The organism is Ochrobactrum sp. PL_is483 (assembly GCF_055816855.1).
Genome location: NZ_JBVPGS010000037.1, coordinates 310,393 through 323,933, shown reverse-complemented (window position 1 = coordinate 323,933; position 13,541 = coordinate 310,393). Strand labels below are relative to the sequence as shown.

The 13,541-nt window shown below is 60.5% G+C and carries 12 protein-coding genes and 1 riboswitch; of the genes, 10 read left to right on the top strand and 2 right to left on the bottom strand.

What is annotated here, in order from left to right:
• The first annotated feature begins 14 nt into the window (after window positions 1-14).
• Window positions 15-962 carry a tagatose kinase gene (locus AC0TNJ_RS15205; protein ID WP_473771550.1) on the top strand — a complete coding sequence of 316 codons (948 nt, stop codon included), beginning with the start codon at window positions 15-17 and terminating at the stop codon, window positions 960-962.
• Window positions 959-2,245 (top strand): D-tagatose-bisphosphate aldolase, class II, non-catalytic subunit, encoded by a 1,287-nt coding sequence (locus tag AC0TNJ_RS15200; protein ID WP_473771549.1) that lies wholly within the window; start codon window positions 959-961, stop codon window positions 2,243-2,245. Before AC0TNJ_RS15205 ends, AC0TNJ_RS15200 begins: the two co-directional genes overlap by 4 nt.
• A 100-nt stretch (window positions 2,246-2,345) precedes the next feature.
• Here the strand turns inward: AC0TNJ_RS15200 and AC0TNJ_RS15195 are convergent, their stop codons facing one another.
• Both AC0TNJ_RS15195 and AC0TNJ_RS15190 read right to left on the bottom strand, forming a co-directional pair.
• Window positions 2,346-4,829, bottom strand: coding sequence for a heavy metal translocating P-type ATPase (locus tag AC0TNJ_RS15195; RefSeq protein WP_473771548.1), 2,484 nt, complete (start codon window positions 4,827-4,829; stop codon window positions 2,346-2,348).
• Between the two features lie 145 nt (window positions 4,830-4,974).
• Entirely contained in the window at window positions 4,975-7,098 is a 2,124-nt protein-coding gene (locus tag AC0TNJ_RS15190; protein ID WP_122000726.1) for a bifunctional diguanylate cyclase/phosphodiesterase, read from the bottom strand.
• A 234-nt stretch (window positions 7,099-7,332) separates the two neighbouring features.
• Window positions 7,333-7,489, top strand: a riboswitch (TPP riboswitch).
• A gap of 86 nt (window positions 7,490-7,575) precedes the next feature.
• On the opposite strand from AC0TNJ_RS15190, the gene thiD reads away from it, so the two are divergent.
• The 8 genes from thiD to AC0TNJ_RS15150 are packed head-to-tail and all read left to right on the top strand — an operon-like array spanning window position 7,576 to window position 13,475.
• Window positions 7,576-8,451, top strand: a complete 876-nt coding sequence (thiD, locus tag AC0TNJ_RS15185) for a bifunctional hydroxymethylpyrimidine kinase/phosphomethylpyrimidine kinase (RefSeq protein ID WP_473771625.1) — start codon at window positions 7,576-7,578, stop codon at window positions 8,449-8,451.
• The gene (locus AC0TNJ_RS15180) at window positions 8,451-9,443 is read left to right on the top strand and encodes an FAD-dependent oxidoreductase (RefSeq protein ID WP_473771547.1); all 993 of its coding nucleotides are present in this window, start codon (window positions 8,451-8,453) and stop codon (window positions 9,441-9,443) included. The genes thiD and AC0TNJ_RS15180 overlap by 1 nt, the downstream gene beginning before the upstream one ends.
• Entirely contained in the window at window positions 9,440-9,637 is a 198-nt protein-coding gene (thiS, locus tag AC0TNJ_RS15175) for a sulfur carrier protein ThiS (RefSeq protein WP_122003105.1), read from the top strand. Before AC0TNJ_RS15180 ends, thiS begins: the two co-directional genes overlap by 4 nt.
• A gap of 1 nt (window position 9,638) precedes the next feature.
• Window positions 9,639-10,409 (top strand): thiazole synthase, encoded by a 771-nt coding sequence (locus tag AC0TNJ_RS15170; RefSeq protein ID WP_473771546.1) that lies wholly within the window; start codon window positions 9,639-9,641, stop codon window positions 10,407-10,409.
• Window positions 10,409-11,017, top strand: a complete 609-nt coding sequence (locus AC0TNJ_RS15165) for a thiamine phosphate synthase (RefSeq protein ID WP_122003103.1) — start codon at window positions 10,409-10,411, stop codon at window positions 11,015-11,017. Before AC0TNJ_RS15170 ends, AC0TNJ_RS15165 begins: the two co-directional genes overlap by 1 nt.
• A gap of 15 nt (window positions 11,018-11,032) precedes the next feature.
• Window positions 11,033-12,013: an ABC transporter substrate-binding protein gene (locus AC0TNJ_RS15160; RefSeq protein WP_473771545.1), complete on the top strand. Its 981-nt coding sequence runs from the start codon at window positions 11,033-11,035 to the stop codon at window positions 12,011-12,013.
• The gene (gene tenA, locus AC0TNJ_RS15155) at window positions 12,010-12,705 is read left to right on the top strand and encodes a thiaminase II (RefSeq protein WP_473771544.1); all 696 of its coding nucleotides are present in this window, start codon (window positions 12,010-12,012) and stop codon (window positions 12,703-12,705) included. The genes AC0TNJ_RS15160 and tenA overlap by 4 nt, the downstream gene beginning before the upstream one ends.
• A complete protein-coding gene (locus AC0TNJ_RS15150) occupies window positions 12,702-13,475 on the top strand; it encodes an ABC transporter permease (protein ID WP_473771543.1) in 774 nt (257 codons plus the stop codon). Before tenA ends, AC0TNJ_RS15150 begins: the two co-directional genes overlap by 4 nt.
• Window positions 13,476-13,541 lie beyond the last annotated feature (66 nt).

Here is a 13,541-nt window from a genome sequence, read left to right as displayed (position 1 = left end):
TCGCGGTCCCAAACATGAAAAAGATCATCACCATCGGCGAGATCGTCGTCGAAATCATGGCCGTGGAAACCGGCAACGGCTTCAAGTCCGCCATCCCGTTGATCGGTCCGTTCGCTTCCGGCGCGCCTGCGATCTTCATCGATCAGGCGGCCAAGATGGGCCAGCCTTGCGGCATGGTCAGCGCGGTCGGCAATGACGATTTCGGCGCGCTCAATGTCGAGCGCCTGCAAAGAGACGGCGTGGATGTTTCGGCCATCGGCGTGCATCCGACAGCCGCCACCGGCAGCGCCTTCGTGCGCTATCGCCCGGACGGCAACCGCGATTTCATCTTCAACATCAAGCACAGCGCATGCAGCGCCATCGGCCTGACGCCGGAAGCCGAAAAGCTGATCGAGACCGCCGATCACCTGCATATCATGGGTTCGGCGCTGTTCTCCGACGGCATTGTTTCGGCGATCCACGAGGCGACGATCCGCATCAAGGCGAAGGGCGGCACCGTGTCCTTCGACCCCAATATCCGCAAGGAAATGCTGGAACTGCCGGGCATGCGCCAGGCATTGGCCCATGCGCTGGAGAACACTGACCTGTTCATGCCGAGCGGCCCGGAAATCTTTCTCTTCACCAAGGCGACCGAGGAAAAACCAGCCGTGGAAGAACTTCTGGCGCGCGGCATCAAGGCCGTGGTGGTCAAGCGCGGCGCGGAAGGCGCCAGCTATTTCGACCAATCCGGCGAAGTTTTCGCGCCTGCCTTCAAGGTGGAGGAAATCGACCCGACCGGCGCAGGCGACAGTTTTGGCGCGGCATTCGTCACCTGCTGGCTGCGCGGCATGGCGCCGAAGGACGCTCTGACCATCGCCAATGCCACCGGCGCGCGCGCCGTCGGCGTCAAGGGACCGATGGAGGGCACCTCGACCATGGCCGAAATCGCAGCCTTCCTTCAGAAAGACGGAGTTCCAGCATGAGCAGCACGAAAGTTCTGAGCGCACTTCCCGCACGTTACGCCAGCGGCGTTCGCGGCGGCATCACCTCGATCTGCTCCGCGCATCCTCTGGTCATTGAAGCCGCCCTTCTGGAAGGCGTTGCGACCAATACGGACGTTCTGATCGAGGCCACCTGCAATCAGGTCAATCAGGATGGCGGCTATACGGGCATGACGCCTGCCGATTTCCGCCGTTTCGTGGAAGAAATCGCGGCGCGGGTCGGCTTCGACACCAGACGGCTCATTCTGGGCGGCGACCATCTTGGTCCGAACCCGTGGAAGCACCTGCCCGCCGAGGAAGCCCTTGCGAAATCGGACGTGATGATTGACGCCTTCGTGCGCGCAGGCTTCACCAAGATCCATCTCGATACGTCGATGGGTTGCGCCGGCGAGCCGGTCGCGCTGCCCGATGCCGTGACCGCCGAGCGCGCGGCGCGTCTTGCCAAGGTTTCGGAAGCGGCGGCCCGTGAAGCCGGATATGACCTGCCGGTCTATATCATCGGCACCGAAGTGCCGATCCCCGGCGGCGCGATGGAAGAGATCGAGGAACTGGAACTGACCAGGCCGGATGCGGCGGTTGAAACCGTCGCCATTCACCGCAAGGCTTTCGCGGCGCTGGGACTGGAAGACGCCTTTGCCCGCGCCATCGGCGTCGTGGTGCAGCCGGGCGTCGAGTTTGGCAACGAGAACGTGGTCTTCTACAACAGCGACAAGGCAACCGCATTGAGCGGCGTTCTGAGCGAAATGCCGCAATTCGTGTTCGAGGCGCATTCGACCGACTATCAGCCAGTGGAAGCGCTTTCCGATCTGGTGCACGATGGTTTCGCCATTTTGAAAGTCGGCCCGGGCCTGACTTTCGCGCTGCGCGAGGCGCTCTATGGTCTCGACCAGATTGCCGCCTTCCTCGACAAGCTGCCGGAAGAGGAAACCCTGCGCGGCAAGATGGAAGCGCTGCTTCTGGCCGAGCCGAAGAACTGGGAAAAATATTACCACGGCGACGCGGAAGAACTGCGCCTGCAACGCCATTTCTCCTATAGCGACCGCATTCGCTATTACTGGCCGCACCCAGTCGCAACGGCTGCTGTCGATGCGCTTTTGAAGCGTCTCGAAGGCCGCAAGATACCGGAAACGCTGATCAGCCAGTATCTCGGCACGCTCTATCCGGCTGTGGCCTCAGGTGCGGTGGAAGCAACGCCCCACGCCTTGATGGTGGAGGCCGTCCGCAATGTCGTGCGGACTTACGGCAAGGCTGTCGGCACTCATTAGTCTTTGTTTGTACGCATTATCCTACGCAAAACCGTTTCGCACTTTTGCTGGAAATGCTCTGAAACAGAAAGGCGCGGCCGGAACCGCGCCTTTCTTTTGCTCAGACCTCTATCGGGCTTTTGAAAGCCTTGAGCCGCAAGGCATTGCTCAGAACAAAAATGCTTGAGAATGCCATGGCGCCCGCCGCCAGAACCGGCGACAACAGCGTGCCGGTGAAGGGATAGAGGACACCGGCTGCGACCGGGATCAGCGCCACGTTATAGGCGAAGGCCCAGAACAGGTTTTCACCGATATTGCGGATCGTCGCCTTGGATATGGCGATGGCATTGACCACGCCGCGCAGGTCGCCCGACATCAGCACCACATCCGCACTTTCAATCGCAATATCCGTTCCGGTGCCAATGGCGATACCGACATCGGCGGCAGCGAGTGCGGGCGCATCGTTGATGCCGTCGCCGACAAAGGCAATCCGCTTGCCGCCCGCCGAAAGACGCTTCAACGCCTCGACCTTGCCGTCCGGCAGCACTTCCGCAACCACTTCATCAATGCCCAGGCGTTTTGCAATGGCCTCAGCCGTGCGGCGATTGTCGCCGGTGATCATCGCAACCTTCAGCCCCTGCTCGTGAAGGGCCGCAATCGCCGCTGGCGTGGTTTCCTTCATCGGGTCGGCGACCGTCAGGATTGCCGCCAGCTTGCCGTCAATGGCCGCGTAAAGCGGAGACTGTCCTTCATCGCCAAGACGCTTCGCATCGTGAGCGAACACAGTCACATCGTGTCCGAGCTTTGCCATGTAACGGTCGGCACCGATGGCAACCTCATGGCCGGAAACCTGCGCCTTCAAGCCGAAACCGGGCACGGCCTCGAAAGCGGAAACCTCCGCGAACTTCAATCCCTTCGCCTTTGCCGCTTCCACAATCGCGTCGGCAATCGGGTGTTCGGAACGGGCTTCCACAGCGGCGACCAGCGCCAGAAGCTCGTCCTTGTCGAAACCCTCGACGGTTGCAAAGTGCGCCAGTGCAGGCTTTCCCTGTGTCAGCGTTCCGGTCTTGTCGACGGCAATGACGGAAGCATCGCGCAAGGTTTGCAAGGCGTCACCGCGACGGAACAGGACGCCGAACTCGGCTGCGCGACCGGTGCCGACCATGATCGAGGTCGGCGTGGCAAGGCCCATGGCGCACGGGCAGGCGATGATGAGAACCGCAATGGCGTTCACCAGCGCGTAACCCAGCATGCCCGTGCCGCCAATCGCCAGCCACAACGCAAAGGTCAAAGCGGCGGCGGCCATCACCGCAGGCACGAACCAGCCGGTCACCTTGTCGACCATGGCCTGAATGGGCAGCTTGTCGGCCTGCGCGTCTTCGACCATGCGGATGATCTGCGAGATCACCATGTCGCGGCCAACCTTGGTGGCGCGGAAGGTGAAGGCGCCGGTCTTGTTGATCGTGCCGCCGACCACTTCCGCGCCCTTCTCCTTGACAACCGGCACAGGCTCGCCGGTGATCATCGATTCATCGACATAGGAGGAACCTTCAATCACTTCGCCATCGACCGGCACTTTCTCGCCGGGACGCACCTGCACGATATCGCCTGCGCGAACCTCTTCGAGCGGCACGTCAGTGGCTTCTCCATCACGAACGACCCGGGCAGACTTTGCCTGCAAGCCGACGAGACGGCTGATTGCCGCGCTGGTGCGCCCCTTGGCGCGCGCTTCCAGATAGCGGCCTATCAGGATGAGCGTCACGATCACCGCCGCCGCCTCGAAATAGACATTGACAGTTCCTTCCGGCAGGAAGCCGGGAAAGAAGGTGGCGACGATGGAAAATCCCCAGGCGGCCAGCGTGCCGACAACGACCAGCGAATTCATGTCCGGCGTGCCGCGCAACAAGGTCGGGACGCCCTTTTTGAAAAAGCGCAAGCCGGGGCCGAACAGGACGAGCGTGGTCAGCACGAATTGCAGATACCAGCTGTTCTGCATCCCGATGCGGTCGGCGACGAACATATGAATGGCCGGGATGAGGTGTGACCCCATTTCCATGACAAACACCGGCAGGGTCAGCACAGCCGCAAGGATGACGCTTTTCTTCAGCTCTGCCGCTTCCGCATCCCGCTTTTCGGCCTGCGTCTCGGGCTTTGCATCGGATGCGGCGTCAGTGAGCGAGCGTGCTTCATAGCCCGCCTGCTCAACCGCCTTGACGAGATCGGAAGTCTGGACCGGGCCCGCCAGTTCCACATGGGCGCGTTCGGTTGCGAGGTTGACGCTGGCCCGCGTCACGCCCGGCACGGCGTTGAGGGCTTTTTCCACCTTGCTGACGCAGGAAGCGCAGCTCATGCCTTCGATGGCAAGATCGATGCTGCCCGCCGGGACATCGTAGCCCGCCTTGCGGATGGCCTCGACCACCGATGGCAAATCCGGCGCGCCCTTGAAAGTCACGTCGGCGCGCTCCGTGGCGAGATTGACGGAAACCTTGTCCACACCCGGAACTTTTGCCACAGCCTTTTCCACGGATGACACGCATGATGCGCAGGTCATCCCTTCGACCGGCACGGGAAAACTGATGGTTTCGTGATTAACTGGCTTGTTCATGGCAATCCCTTTCACTGCCCGTGAAGGGCACAATTCGAGAGTTGCTCCTTAAATAGTCCTTCCCACCGTTGGAAGGTCAAGCCCTTTTCGAAACAAGGTCCGCTATATATTACGGCGTCCGCTCACGCGGGTTGGGCAGACGGCTCTAAATCGGCAATGTGTTATGCGCCGCGACCAGTCCCAGCCCTGCATTGCTGCGATTGGCGATAAAGGACTGCACGTCGCCGGCGGGCATCGGACGGCCCGTGAGGAAACCTTGCACCTCGCCGAAACGTTCGGTCTTCAGGCGCTCAAGCTGTTGCGCGGTTTCCACGCCTTCTGCCGTGGTGACAATGTTGAAACCCGCACCAAGCGTCGCGACCGCCTGAATGATGGCCAGATCGCGCGTATCGACCTCAATTCCCGAAACGAAACTGCGATCGATCTTGATCTTGTCGAACGGGAATGAACGCAGATAGCTCAGCGACGAATAACCGGTTCCGAAATCATCCATCGCAATACGCACGCCCAGCCGACGCAGTTCGAACAGCAGCTCGATATTGTTCTTGCTGTTCGACAGGAAGACCGATTCCGTGATTTCAAGCTCAAGCCTGTCTGGCGACAGGCGCGCCGCTTCCAGCGCGTCCTTGACCGATTGCAGGAGCGTGGTCTGGCTGAACTGGACCGGCGAGAGATTGACGGAGACCTTGATGTCCTCCGGCCACAGGACCGCTTCCCGGCATGCCGCCCTCAAGACCCAATCGCCGATCGGCCCGATCAGCCCGGTTTCTTCCGCCAAGGGGATGAATTCGGCGGGAGAAACCATGCCGCGATCCGGATGACGCCAGCGGATCAGCGCCTCGAAGCCGGAAATCCTGCCGCTTTCAAGGTTGAATATCGGCTGATAGTGAAGCTCGAACTGTCCATCCAGCAGCGCCTGCCGAAGCTCGCCGGTCATGACGTGACGCTTCTCGGCTGCCAGACGCAGCGAGTGCTGATAAAAACGGAATGTGCGGCGTCCGCCGGATTTCGATGCGTAAAGCGCGAGATCGGCGTTACGCATCAGCGCATCGGGCGTATCGCCGTGTAGCGGCGCTTGAGCAATGCCCATGCTGCAGGTGACAAATTCCGAATTGCCGACCAGTTTGAACGGGTCCTGAAAAGCCGAAAGAACGCGGTCGGCAAACATGGCGACCTGCCCCAGCGTGCCGCTACGATAAACGATGGCAAACTCGTCGCCACCCAGCCGGGCGATGAACTCGTCCGAAGTCGTGATCCGTTTCAGGCGACGCCCCACTTCCTGCAAAAGCTGGTCGCCCGCCTGATGGCCGATACTGTCGTTAATGTTCTTGAAATGATCGATGTCGAGATAGAACAGTGCGAAAGGCTCGCAATCCCCGCCCTTTTTCAGCATGTTTTCGACATGATGGGCAAAATAGGCCCGGTTCGGCAGGCCGGTGAGGCTGTCATGCATGGCTATATGCGCCATGCGTTCCTCGATCTCGCGCCGCTCGGTTATGTCTTCCAGAAGGCCGATCAGATAGCGGGGTTCATTGCCCTCGATCGGCGGGATCGAGCATTTTATGATACGCATCGTGCGGGAAGTGCCGTCCTTGCGCAAAATCTTGCGCTCGACGTTCAATACGTCCCGGCGGCGCATCGTCGTGCGATCCTGCTGCCTGATGATAGCGGCCTCCCCCTCGGGGAAAAGATCGAGGTCGGTGGAACCGATGGCTTCGTCTATCGGCTGGCCGCTCGCCGCCGATGCGGCCTGATTGTAGAGCACGTAGCGGCCATCGTCGTGCATGTCCTTGACGAACACGCCGAGCGGCAAATTGTTGACGAGGCTGTCCAGCAAGGTCTGTGCGTGGCTGGCCTGACGGTTGGCTTCCGCGAGTTCCGTCCTGTCCTGGACAATGGCGAGAATCGCTTCCTTGCCGTCGAACAGCACCTGGCGCCCGTAAGTGAGAACCTCAATAATCTCGCCATTGGCGCGCAGATGCTGCCAGCGCTCAGGCCGTTCAAGGTCGCTGCGGTCGCGAATGGCGGCAAGCATCCGGTCCCGCTCGGTTTGCGGACGAATATCGAGCACGGTCATGGCCGGGATTTCGTCGGCTGTATAACCGTACAGCCGGTATGCGGCGTCATTCATCACGATGAAGCGCAGCGTCTGCGGGTCATAGACCCACATGGGTGTCGGATGCGTCGTGAAAAGAATGCGGAAGTCCTGTTCGGACGTGCGCGCCATCGTACCTTCCGCCGAAGCCGAAGCGCCCCCCCGCTTCTTCATCGCATACCCCTCATCCTACTGATCCTACAGGTTTATACAGATCCACTCCACGAGCAGACCGTCTCGTTTGTTAGCACTATGAGCAACCCGATTCAGATGCACCCCGAGCCTAGATTAAAGCTGAGAATTTTAATAAACGATATACAAATTGCGGGTCGATTTAAGGATTTTCTTTAAAACGAGACTTTTTCCATCGCTTGACCGGCTTTAACTTCCGTCCTATGCCTACAGGTGCAAAATTCGTTGGGGTGCCTTCGAAGCAGGATCAGGAAAAGCGCTGAGCGGTTTTCCGTCCGATCTTGCGACACAAGAGGCTGAGAGGCGCTGATCGCGTCAACCCATTGAACCTGATCCGGGTAATACCTGCGTAGGGAACGGAGTTTGGCGCGTCGCGGACGGGGCAAGGCCCCAGATGGAGTCTCGGCTCCGATCAGGTTCATGACGTCTCATCTTCCGTTCGGAATGAGAGACGGCATGATGGACCAAAAGAACAGTTTCTCCCGAACCAAATCAACGAGCGATCCGTCGCGATCCGTACCCATCTGCGTGACCATTGCCGGTTCCGACAGCGGCGGCGGCGCGGGCATACAGGCCGACCTCAAGACGTTTTCGGCGCTTGGTGTTTATGGCGCGAGCGTCATTGCCGCCGTAACCGTGCAGAACACCTGCACGGTGAGCGCCGTGCACGACATCCCGCCCGCCATCGTCGCCGGGCAGATCGATGCCGTTTTCAGCGATCTTGATGTTGCCGCGGTGAAGATCGGCATGGTTTCCGTGCCTGAAACCATCGACGCCATCGCGCGCGGCCTTGCGCACTTTTCCGGCCCCGTGGTTGTCGATCCGGTGATGGTGGCAAAATCCGGCGACCGGCTTTTGAGCGAAAATTCCATTGCGCTTCTGCGCCAGAAACTCATTCCGCTGGCCACACTGCTGACACCCAACCGACCCGAAGCCGCCTGCCTTCTCGACACGGAGACCGCGCGCGACGACGGCCAGGCGGAGGAACAGGGCCGTGCCCTGCTGGCGCGCGGGGCGAAAGCCGTTCTGATGAAAGGCGGGCATGCGGAGGGCGAGGTCTGCGTCGATCTGCTGGTGCGCCGCGACCGCCCGACCCTGCGGATCGAAGCGCCGCGGGTGCTGACCGCCAACACCCACGGCACCGGCTGCACGCTTTCCTCGGCTATAGCCGCAGAGCTTGCCAAGAACCTGCCGCTGGAAAAGGCGGTGCTTTCGGCCCATGCCTATCTGCAAGGCGCAATCCGCGCTGCCGACAGCCTGAAGATCGGCCACGGCCATGGGCCGGTGCATCATTTCCATGACCTCTGGAATGCGGCAAAAGAGGAGGCGATGTGATGCGCGTCACCATCATTGGCGCCGGTGTTGCGGGCCTCGCCTGCGCTGCCGAATTCAACGACCAAGGCCATGCCGTGACCGTGGTTGCCCGCAGCCCACAGATCGGCGCCGATTGCTGTTCGTGGCTTGCGGGCGGCATGCTGGCGCCATGGTGCGAGGGCGAAAGCGCCGAGGAGCCGGTGGTGCGGCTCGGGCAGGAAGCAATCGGCTGGTGGGGAAAGCATGTCAGCGGCGTCAGGCGCGAAGGCACACTGGTTCTGACGCATGATCGCGACATGAGCGAACTGCGCCGCTTCGCCCGCCGGACGGAAGCCTTCGACACAATCGATCAGGGCCGCATCGATGCGCTGGAACCCGATCTCGCCGGGCGCTTCCGGCAGGGACTGTTCTTCGCGGGCGAAGGCCATCTCGATCCGCGCAAGACATTGATCGAGCTTGCCGAAAGATTGCAGCGCAAAGGCGTGATCTTTCATCTGGGGCAGGACGCCAAAGACGTGCAAATCGACGCGGACATCACCGTCGATGCGCGCGGTCTTGCCGCCCGCGATACCCTTCCCGATCTGCGCGGCGTCAAGGGTGAAATGCTGGTGGTCCGCTCGCGTGACATCAACCTTTCGCGCCCCGTGCGCCTGCTGCATCCGCGCATTCCGCTCTACATCGTGCCGCGCGGCGATGGCGTGCACATGATCGGCGCGACCATGATCGAAAGCGATGAGCGGGGCGGCATCAGCGTGCGCTCGACGCTGGAACTCTTGAGCGCTGCCTATGCGCTGCATCCGGCGTTCGGCGAGGCGGAAATACTGGAAGTGGGCGTCGATGCGCGCCCGGCCTTTCCCGACAATCTGCCGCGTGTGCGCCGGCGAGGCGAAACCATCTATGTCAACGGGCTTTACCGCCACGGCTTCCTGCTCTCGCCTGCGGTTGCGCGCATGGCGGTTGCGGCCGCGACCGCGCCCGAAACCATGCCCGAATTTGTGGAGGATTATGCATGACGATCGTGCTGAACGGTGAAGTCATCACCACGAAAGCCGCCAATCTGGCGGCGCTGCTCGCCGAAATCGAACTGGATGAAGCGGTCGTTGCAACTGCACTGAACGGCGAGTTCGTGGCGAGCGACGAGCGCGGGGAAACCCCGATCAGCGAAGGCGACCGCATTGAAGTGCTCGCCCCGATGCAGGGAGGCTGAGATGCTGGAATTTTATGGAAAACAATTCGAAAGCCGCCTGCTTCTGGGCACGGCGCAATATCCCTCGCCTTCTATCCTCGCGGATAGCGTTCGCGCCTCAAAGACCGAAATCGTGACGGTTTCGCTCAGGCGCGAAAGCGGCAACATGCGTGCCGGTCAGGATTTCTGGACACTGATCAAGGATATGGGCGTATCCGTCCTGCCCAATACGGCAGGCTGTCACACGCCGCGCGAAGCGGTGACCACCGCCAAAATGGCGCGGGAAATCTTCGGCACCAACTGGATCAAGCTCGAAGTGATCGGCGATCACGACACATTGCAGCCTGACCCGTTCGGACTGGTGGAAGCCGCCCGCATTCTCTGCGACGACGGGTTTGAAGTCTTTCCCTATATGAATGACGATCTGGTCGTGGCGGAGAAACTTCTTGAAGCCGGTTGCAAGGTGTTGATGCCGTGGGGGGCACCCATCGGCTCGGGCCGCGGCCTCAACAACCCTTATGCGCTGAAAACCATGCGGGCGCATTTCCCCGATGTTCCGCTGGTGGTGGATGCGGGCATCGGCGTACCGTCCCATGCGGCCGCCGCCATGGAACTCGGCTTTGACGCCGTGCTGATCAACACCGCCGTCGCCAAGGCGGGCGATCCAGCCGCCATCGCTCGCGCTTTTGCGCTGGCCGTCGAAGCCGGTCGCATCGCCTATGAAGCCGACCCGATTGAAGCCCGCGACATGGCCTCTCCCTCCACCCCCCTTATCGGAAAGGCTTTTCTCTAATGGCCCTCGATCCGTTCTACCCGATCTTTGACAGCGCCAATTGGTGCGAGCGCCTGGTGCCGCTTGGCATCAAGCTGGTGCAGTTGCGCATCAAGGACAAAGGCGAGGCTGAATTGCGCGCTGAAATCCGTGCGGCTCGCGACATATGCCTTGCCCATGACTGCCAGCTTATCGTCAACGACTACTGGAAACTGGCTATCGAGGAAGGCTGCGATTTCATCCATCTGGGTCAGGAAGACCTTGATGATGCCGATCTCGATGCGATCCGGGAAAGCGGCCTGAAGCTCGGCGTTTCCAGCCATGACGAGGCGGAACTTGGCCGCGCAATGGCGCTGAAGCCTGATTATATCGCGCTCGGTCCCGTCTATCCGACCATTTTGAAAAAGATGAAATGGCACGAACAGGGACTGGATCGCGTGCGCGAATGGAAAGCGGCACTTGGCGATATCCCGCTTGTCGGCATCGGCGGCATGAATGTGGACCGCGCGCCGGGCGTGTTCGAAGCAGGCGCCGATATCGTTTCCGTTGTCACCGACATCACCCTTAACCCCGATCCGGAGGCCCGCGTGCGGCAATGGATCGAAATTACACGGCCCCATGTAATGTAGTTTCTGGAGGAAACATTGAAAAAACTGGTTTTTGCAGCGCTCTTCAGCGCCACGGCTTCGCTTGCTCTGATTTCAGCTCAGGCTGCGCAGGCGAACGATAAATTCAAGCTCATCCTCGACTGGTATGTGAATCCCGATCACGGGCCGATCATCGTCGCCGACAAGCTCGGCTACTTCAAGGATGCCGGTCTCGATGTCGATATCGTGGCTCCGGCGGATGCGTCGGTGCCGCCCAAAATGGTTGCCGCCGGACAGGCGGATCTGGCGATCTCATATCAGCAGCAGGTGCATCTCGATGTCCATGCCGATATTCCGCTGATCCGGGTCGGCACTCTGATCGATTCCCCGCTCAACTGCCTGATGACCCGCGATGACGGCTCGGTGAAATCGATCGCCGATCTGAAGGGCAAGAAGATCGGCTTCTCGGTTGCGGGCGTCGAGGAAACGGTGCTCGGCACGATCCTCAAGAAGCACGATATCCAGCTCTCGGATGTCGAGCTGATCAATGTGAATTTCTCTCTCGCGCCGTCGCTCATGTCGAAACAGGTCGATGCGGTGATGGGTGCCTATCGCAATGTCGAACTGAACCAGATGGCCGTCGAAGGCGTGCCGGGCAAATGCTTCTTCGTCGAGGAAGAGGGCGTGCCCGTCTATGACGAGCTGGTCTATGTCGCCAATTCCGCCAGGCTCGACGCCGCCGAAAAAGACCGGATTTCGCGCTTCCTCGCTGCGACCGAAAGGGCGGCGCAATATATCGTCAATCACCCCGAACAAAGCTTCGATGTGTTCGCGTCCTACAGTTCGGAACTGAATGACGCGCTGAACAAGCGCGCCTGGAAAGACACCGTCGCCCGTTTCTCGCGCTCGCCTGCCAGCGTCGATCATGGGCGCTGGAGCCGCTACGAGGCCTATCTCAAGGAAAACGGTCTCGTGCCTTCGATCCTGCCCGTTGAAAAATTCGCCACTGACGTAAACGCTGAAGGGAGCAAATCATGACCATGCCGCAACCGCATTATTCATCCGAACTGTTCACCCGCCTGCGCGCCGCGACGCTTGGCGACTGGAAGCCCTATATCGATCATGAATTCGTGCGCGGGCTTGGCGACGGCACATTGCCGAAATCGGCGTTCCTGCATTATCTGCGGCAGGACTATGTCTATCTGCACCATTATGCCCGCGCCTTCGCGCTTGGCGTCGTGAAGGCCAATACATTGCAGGAAACCCGGCTTTGCGCCCAGATCATGCACGGTCTGGCGGTGACGGAACTGCCGCTTCATGTCGGTATCTGTGCGCGGGAAGGCATCAGCGAGGACGACCTTTACGCGACAAAGGAAGAGCCGGAAAACCTCGCCTATACGCGCTATGTGCTCGACTGCGGACAGGCGGGCGATTTCCTCGATCTCTTGACCGCGCTTGTGCCCTGCGCCCACGGCTATGGCGAGATCGGGCTGAACCTTGCCGCCACGGCCACGGCGGGAACACCCTATCAGGAGTGGATCGATACCTATGCCGGGGCTGATTATCAGGAGATGTGCCACACGGTCGGCCGGCTTTTCGATCAGGCTGCAAAGGACCGCATCGGCGACGATTTCGAGAAAAGCCCGCGCTGGCCAAAACTCTGCCAGATCTTTGCGACGGCAAGCAGGCTCGAAGCCGATTTCTGGAGCATGGGCCTAAAAGCTGCATGACGAGCGCGCCTCTTCGTTCTCGCAAAAAACGCATCGCCGACGGGTTCCTGTCGGCGGTTGCCGTGATTGGCCTGTGGCAGGCGGTGGTGACGGTCTGGCAGATGCCGCGCTTCATCCTGCCCGGTCCGCTCGATGTCGTGCAATCGCTCATCGCCAATGCGCAGCTGATCGCCGACAATGCCATTGTGACATTCGGCGAAGTGCTTGGCGGGCTGTTGCTCGGCGCTGCGATTGGCGTCCTGACCGCCATCGGCCTGATGATGTCGCCGCTGGCGCAGCGGCTTGTCATGCCGGTGATGGTGTTCAGTCAGGCGATCCCGATCTTTGCGCTTGCGCCGATCCTTACGCTCTGGCTCGGCTATGGCCCCGCATCGAAGATCGCCGTTACTGTCCTGATGATCTTCTTTCCCGTCGTTTCCACCTTTCTGGATGGAATGCAGCGCACCGACCGAACCCTGATCGATGCCGCTGAAAATCTGGGGGCCGGGCGGATGCATATTCTTTTCAGCGTGCGCATACCTGCGGCGTTCCCGTCGCTCGCCTCGGGCCTTAGCCTCGCAAGCGTCTATGCGCCGATTGGCGCCGTGGTCGGCGAATGGGTCGGCGCTTCGAAAGGGCTTGGCTATCTGATGCTGCTTGCCAATGGCCGCGCCAAGGTGGACCTCATGTTCGCAAGCCTTTTCGTGCTCGCGGCCTTCACCATGCTTTTACATGCGACGGTTTCATATTTTGCGCGCAAGCTTGCCGCATGGCCCCGCAAAACCGCGTGAAAAAACCGGCGGTCGCCCGCCGGTTTTCGCATTCATCGAGATCATCAGGCCAGAATCATCAGGCCA

What these genes read in the sequence shown, in the direction of transcription:
- AC0TNJ_RS15180 (WP_473771547.1), top strand. Translation starts at nt 8,451, where the DNA reads ATGCGCGTCACCATCATTGGCGCCGGTGTTGCGGGCCTCGCCTGCGCT.
- thiD (WP_473771625.1), top strand. Translation starts at nt 7,576, where the DNA reads ATGGACCAAAAGAACAGTTTCTCCCGAACCAAATCAACGAGCGATCCG.
- thiS (WP_122003105.1), top strand. Translation starts at nt 9,440, where the DNA reads ATGACGATCGTGCTGAACGGTGAAGTCATCACCACGAAAGCCGCCAAT.
- AC0TNJ_RS15200 (WP_473771549.1), top strand. Translation starts at nt 959, where the DNA reads ATGAGCAGCACGAAAGTTCTGAGCGCACTTCCCGCACGTTACGCCAGC.
- AC0TNJ_RS15205 (WP_473771550.1), top strand. Translation starts at nt 15, where the DNA reads ATGAAAAAGATCATCACCATCGGCGAGATCGTCGTCGAAATCATGGCC.
- tenA (WP_473771544.1), top strand. Translation starts at nt 12,010, where the DNA reads ATGACCATGCCGCAACCGCATTATTCATCCGAACTGTTCACCCGCCTG.
- AC0TNJ_RS15190 (WP_122000726.1), bottom strand. Translation starts at nt 7,098, where the DNA reads ATGAAGAAGCGGGGGGGCGCTTCGGCTTCGGCGGAAGGTACGATGGCG.
- AC0TNJ_RS15150 (WP_473771543.1), top strand. Translation starts at nt 12,702, where the DNA reads ATGACGAGCGCGCCTCTTCGTTCTCGCAAAAAACGCATCGCCGACGGG.
- AC0TNJ_RS15195 (WP_473771548.1), bottom strand. Translation starts at nt 4,829, where the DNA reads ATGAACAAGCCAGTTAATCACGAAACCATCAGTTTTCCCGTGCCGGTC.
- AC0TNJ_RS15170 (WP_473771546.1), top strand. Translation starts at nt 9,639, where the DNA reads ATGCTGGAATTTTATGGAAAACAATTCGAAAGCCGCCTGCTTCTGGGC.
- AC0TNJ_RS15165 (WP_122003103.1), top strand. Translation starts at nt 10,409, where the DNA reads ATGGCCCTCGATCCGTTCTACCCGATCTTTGACAGCGCCAATTGGTGC.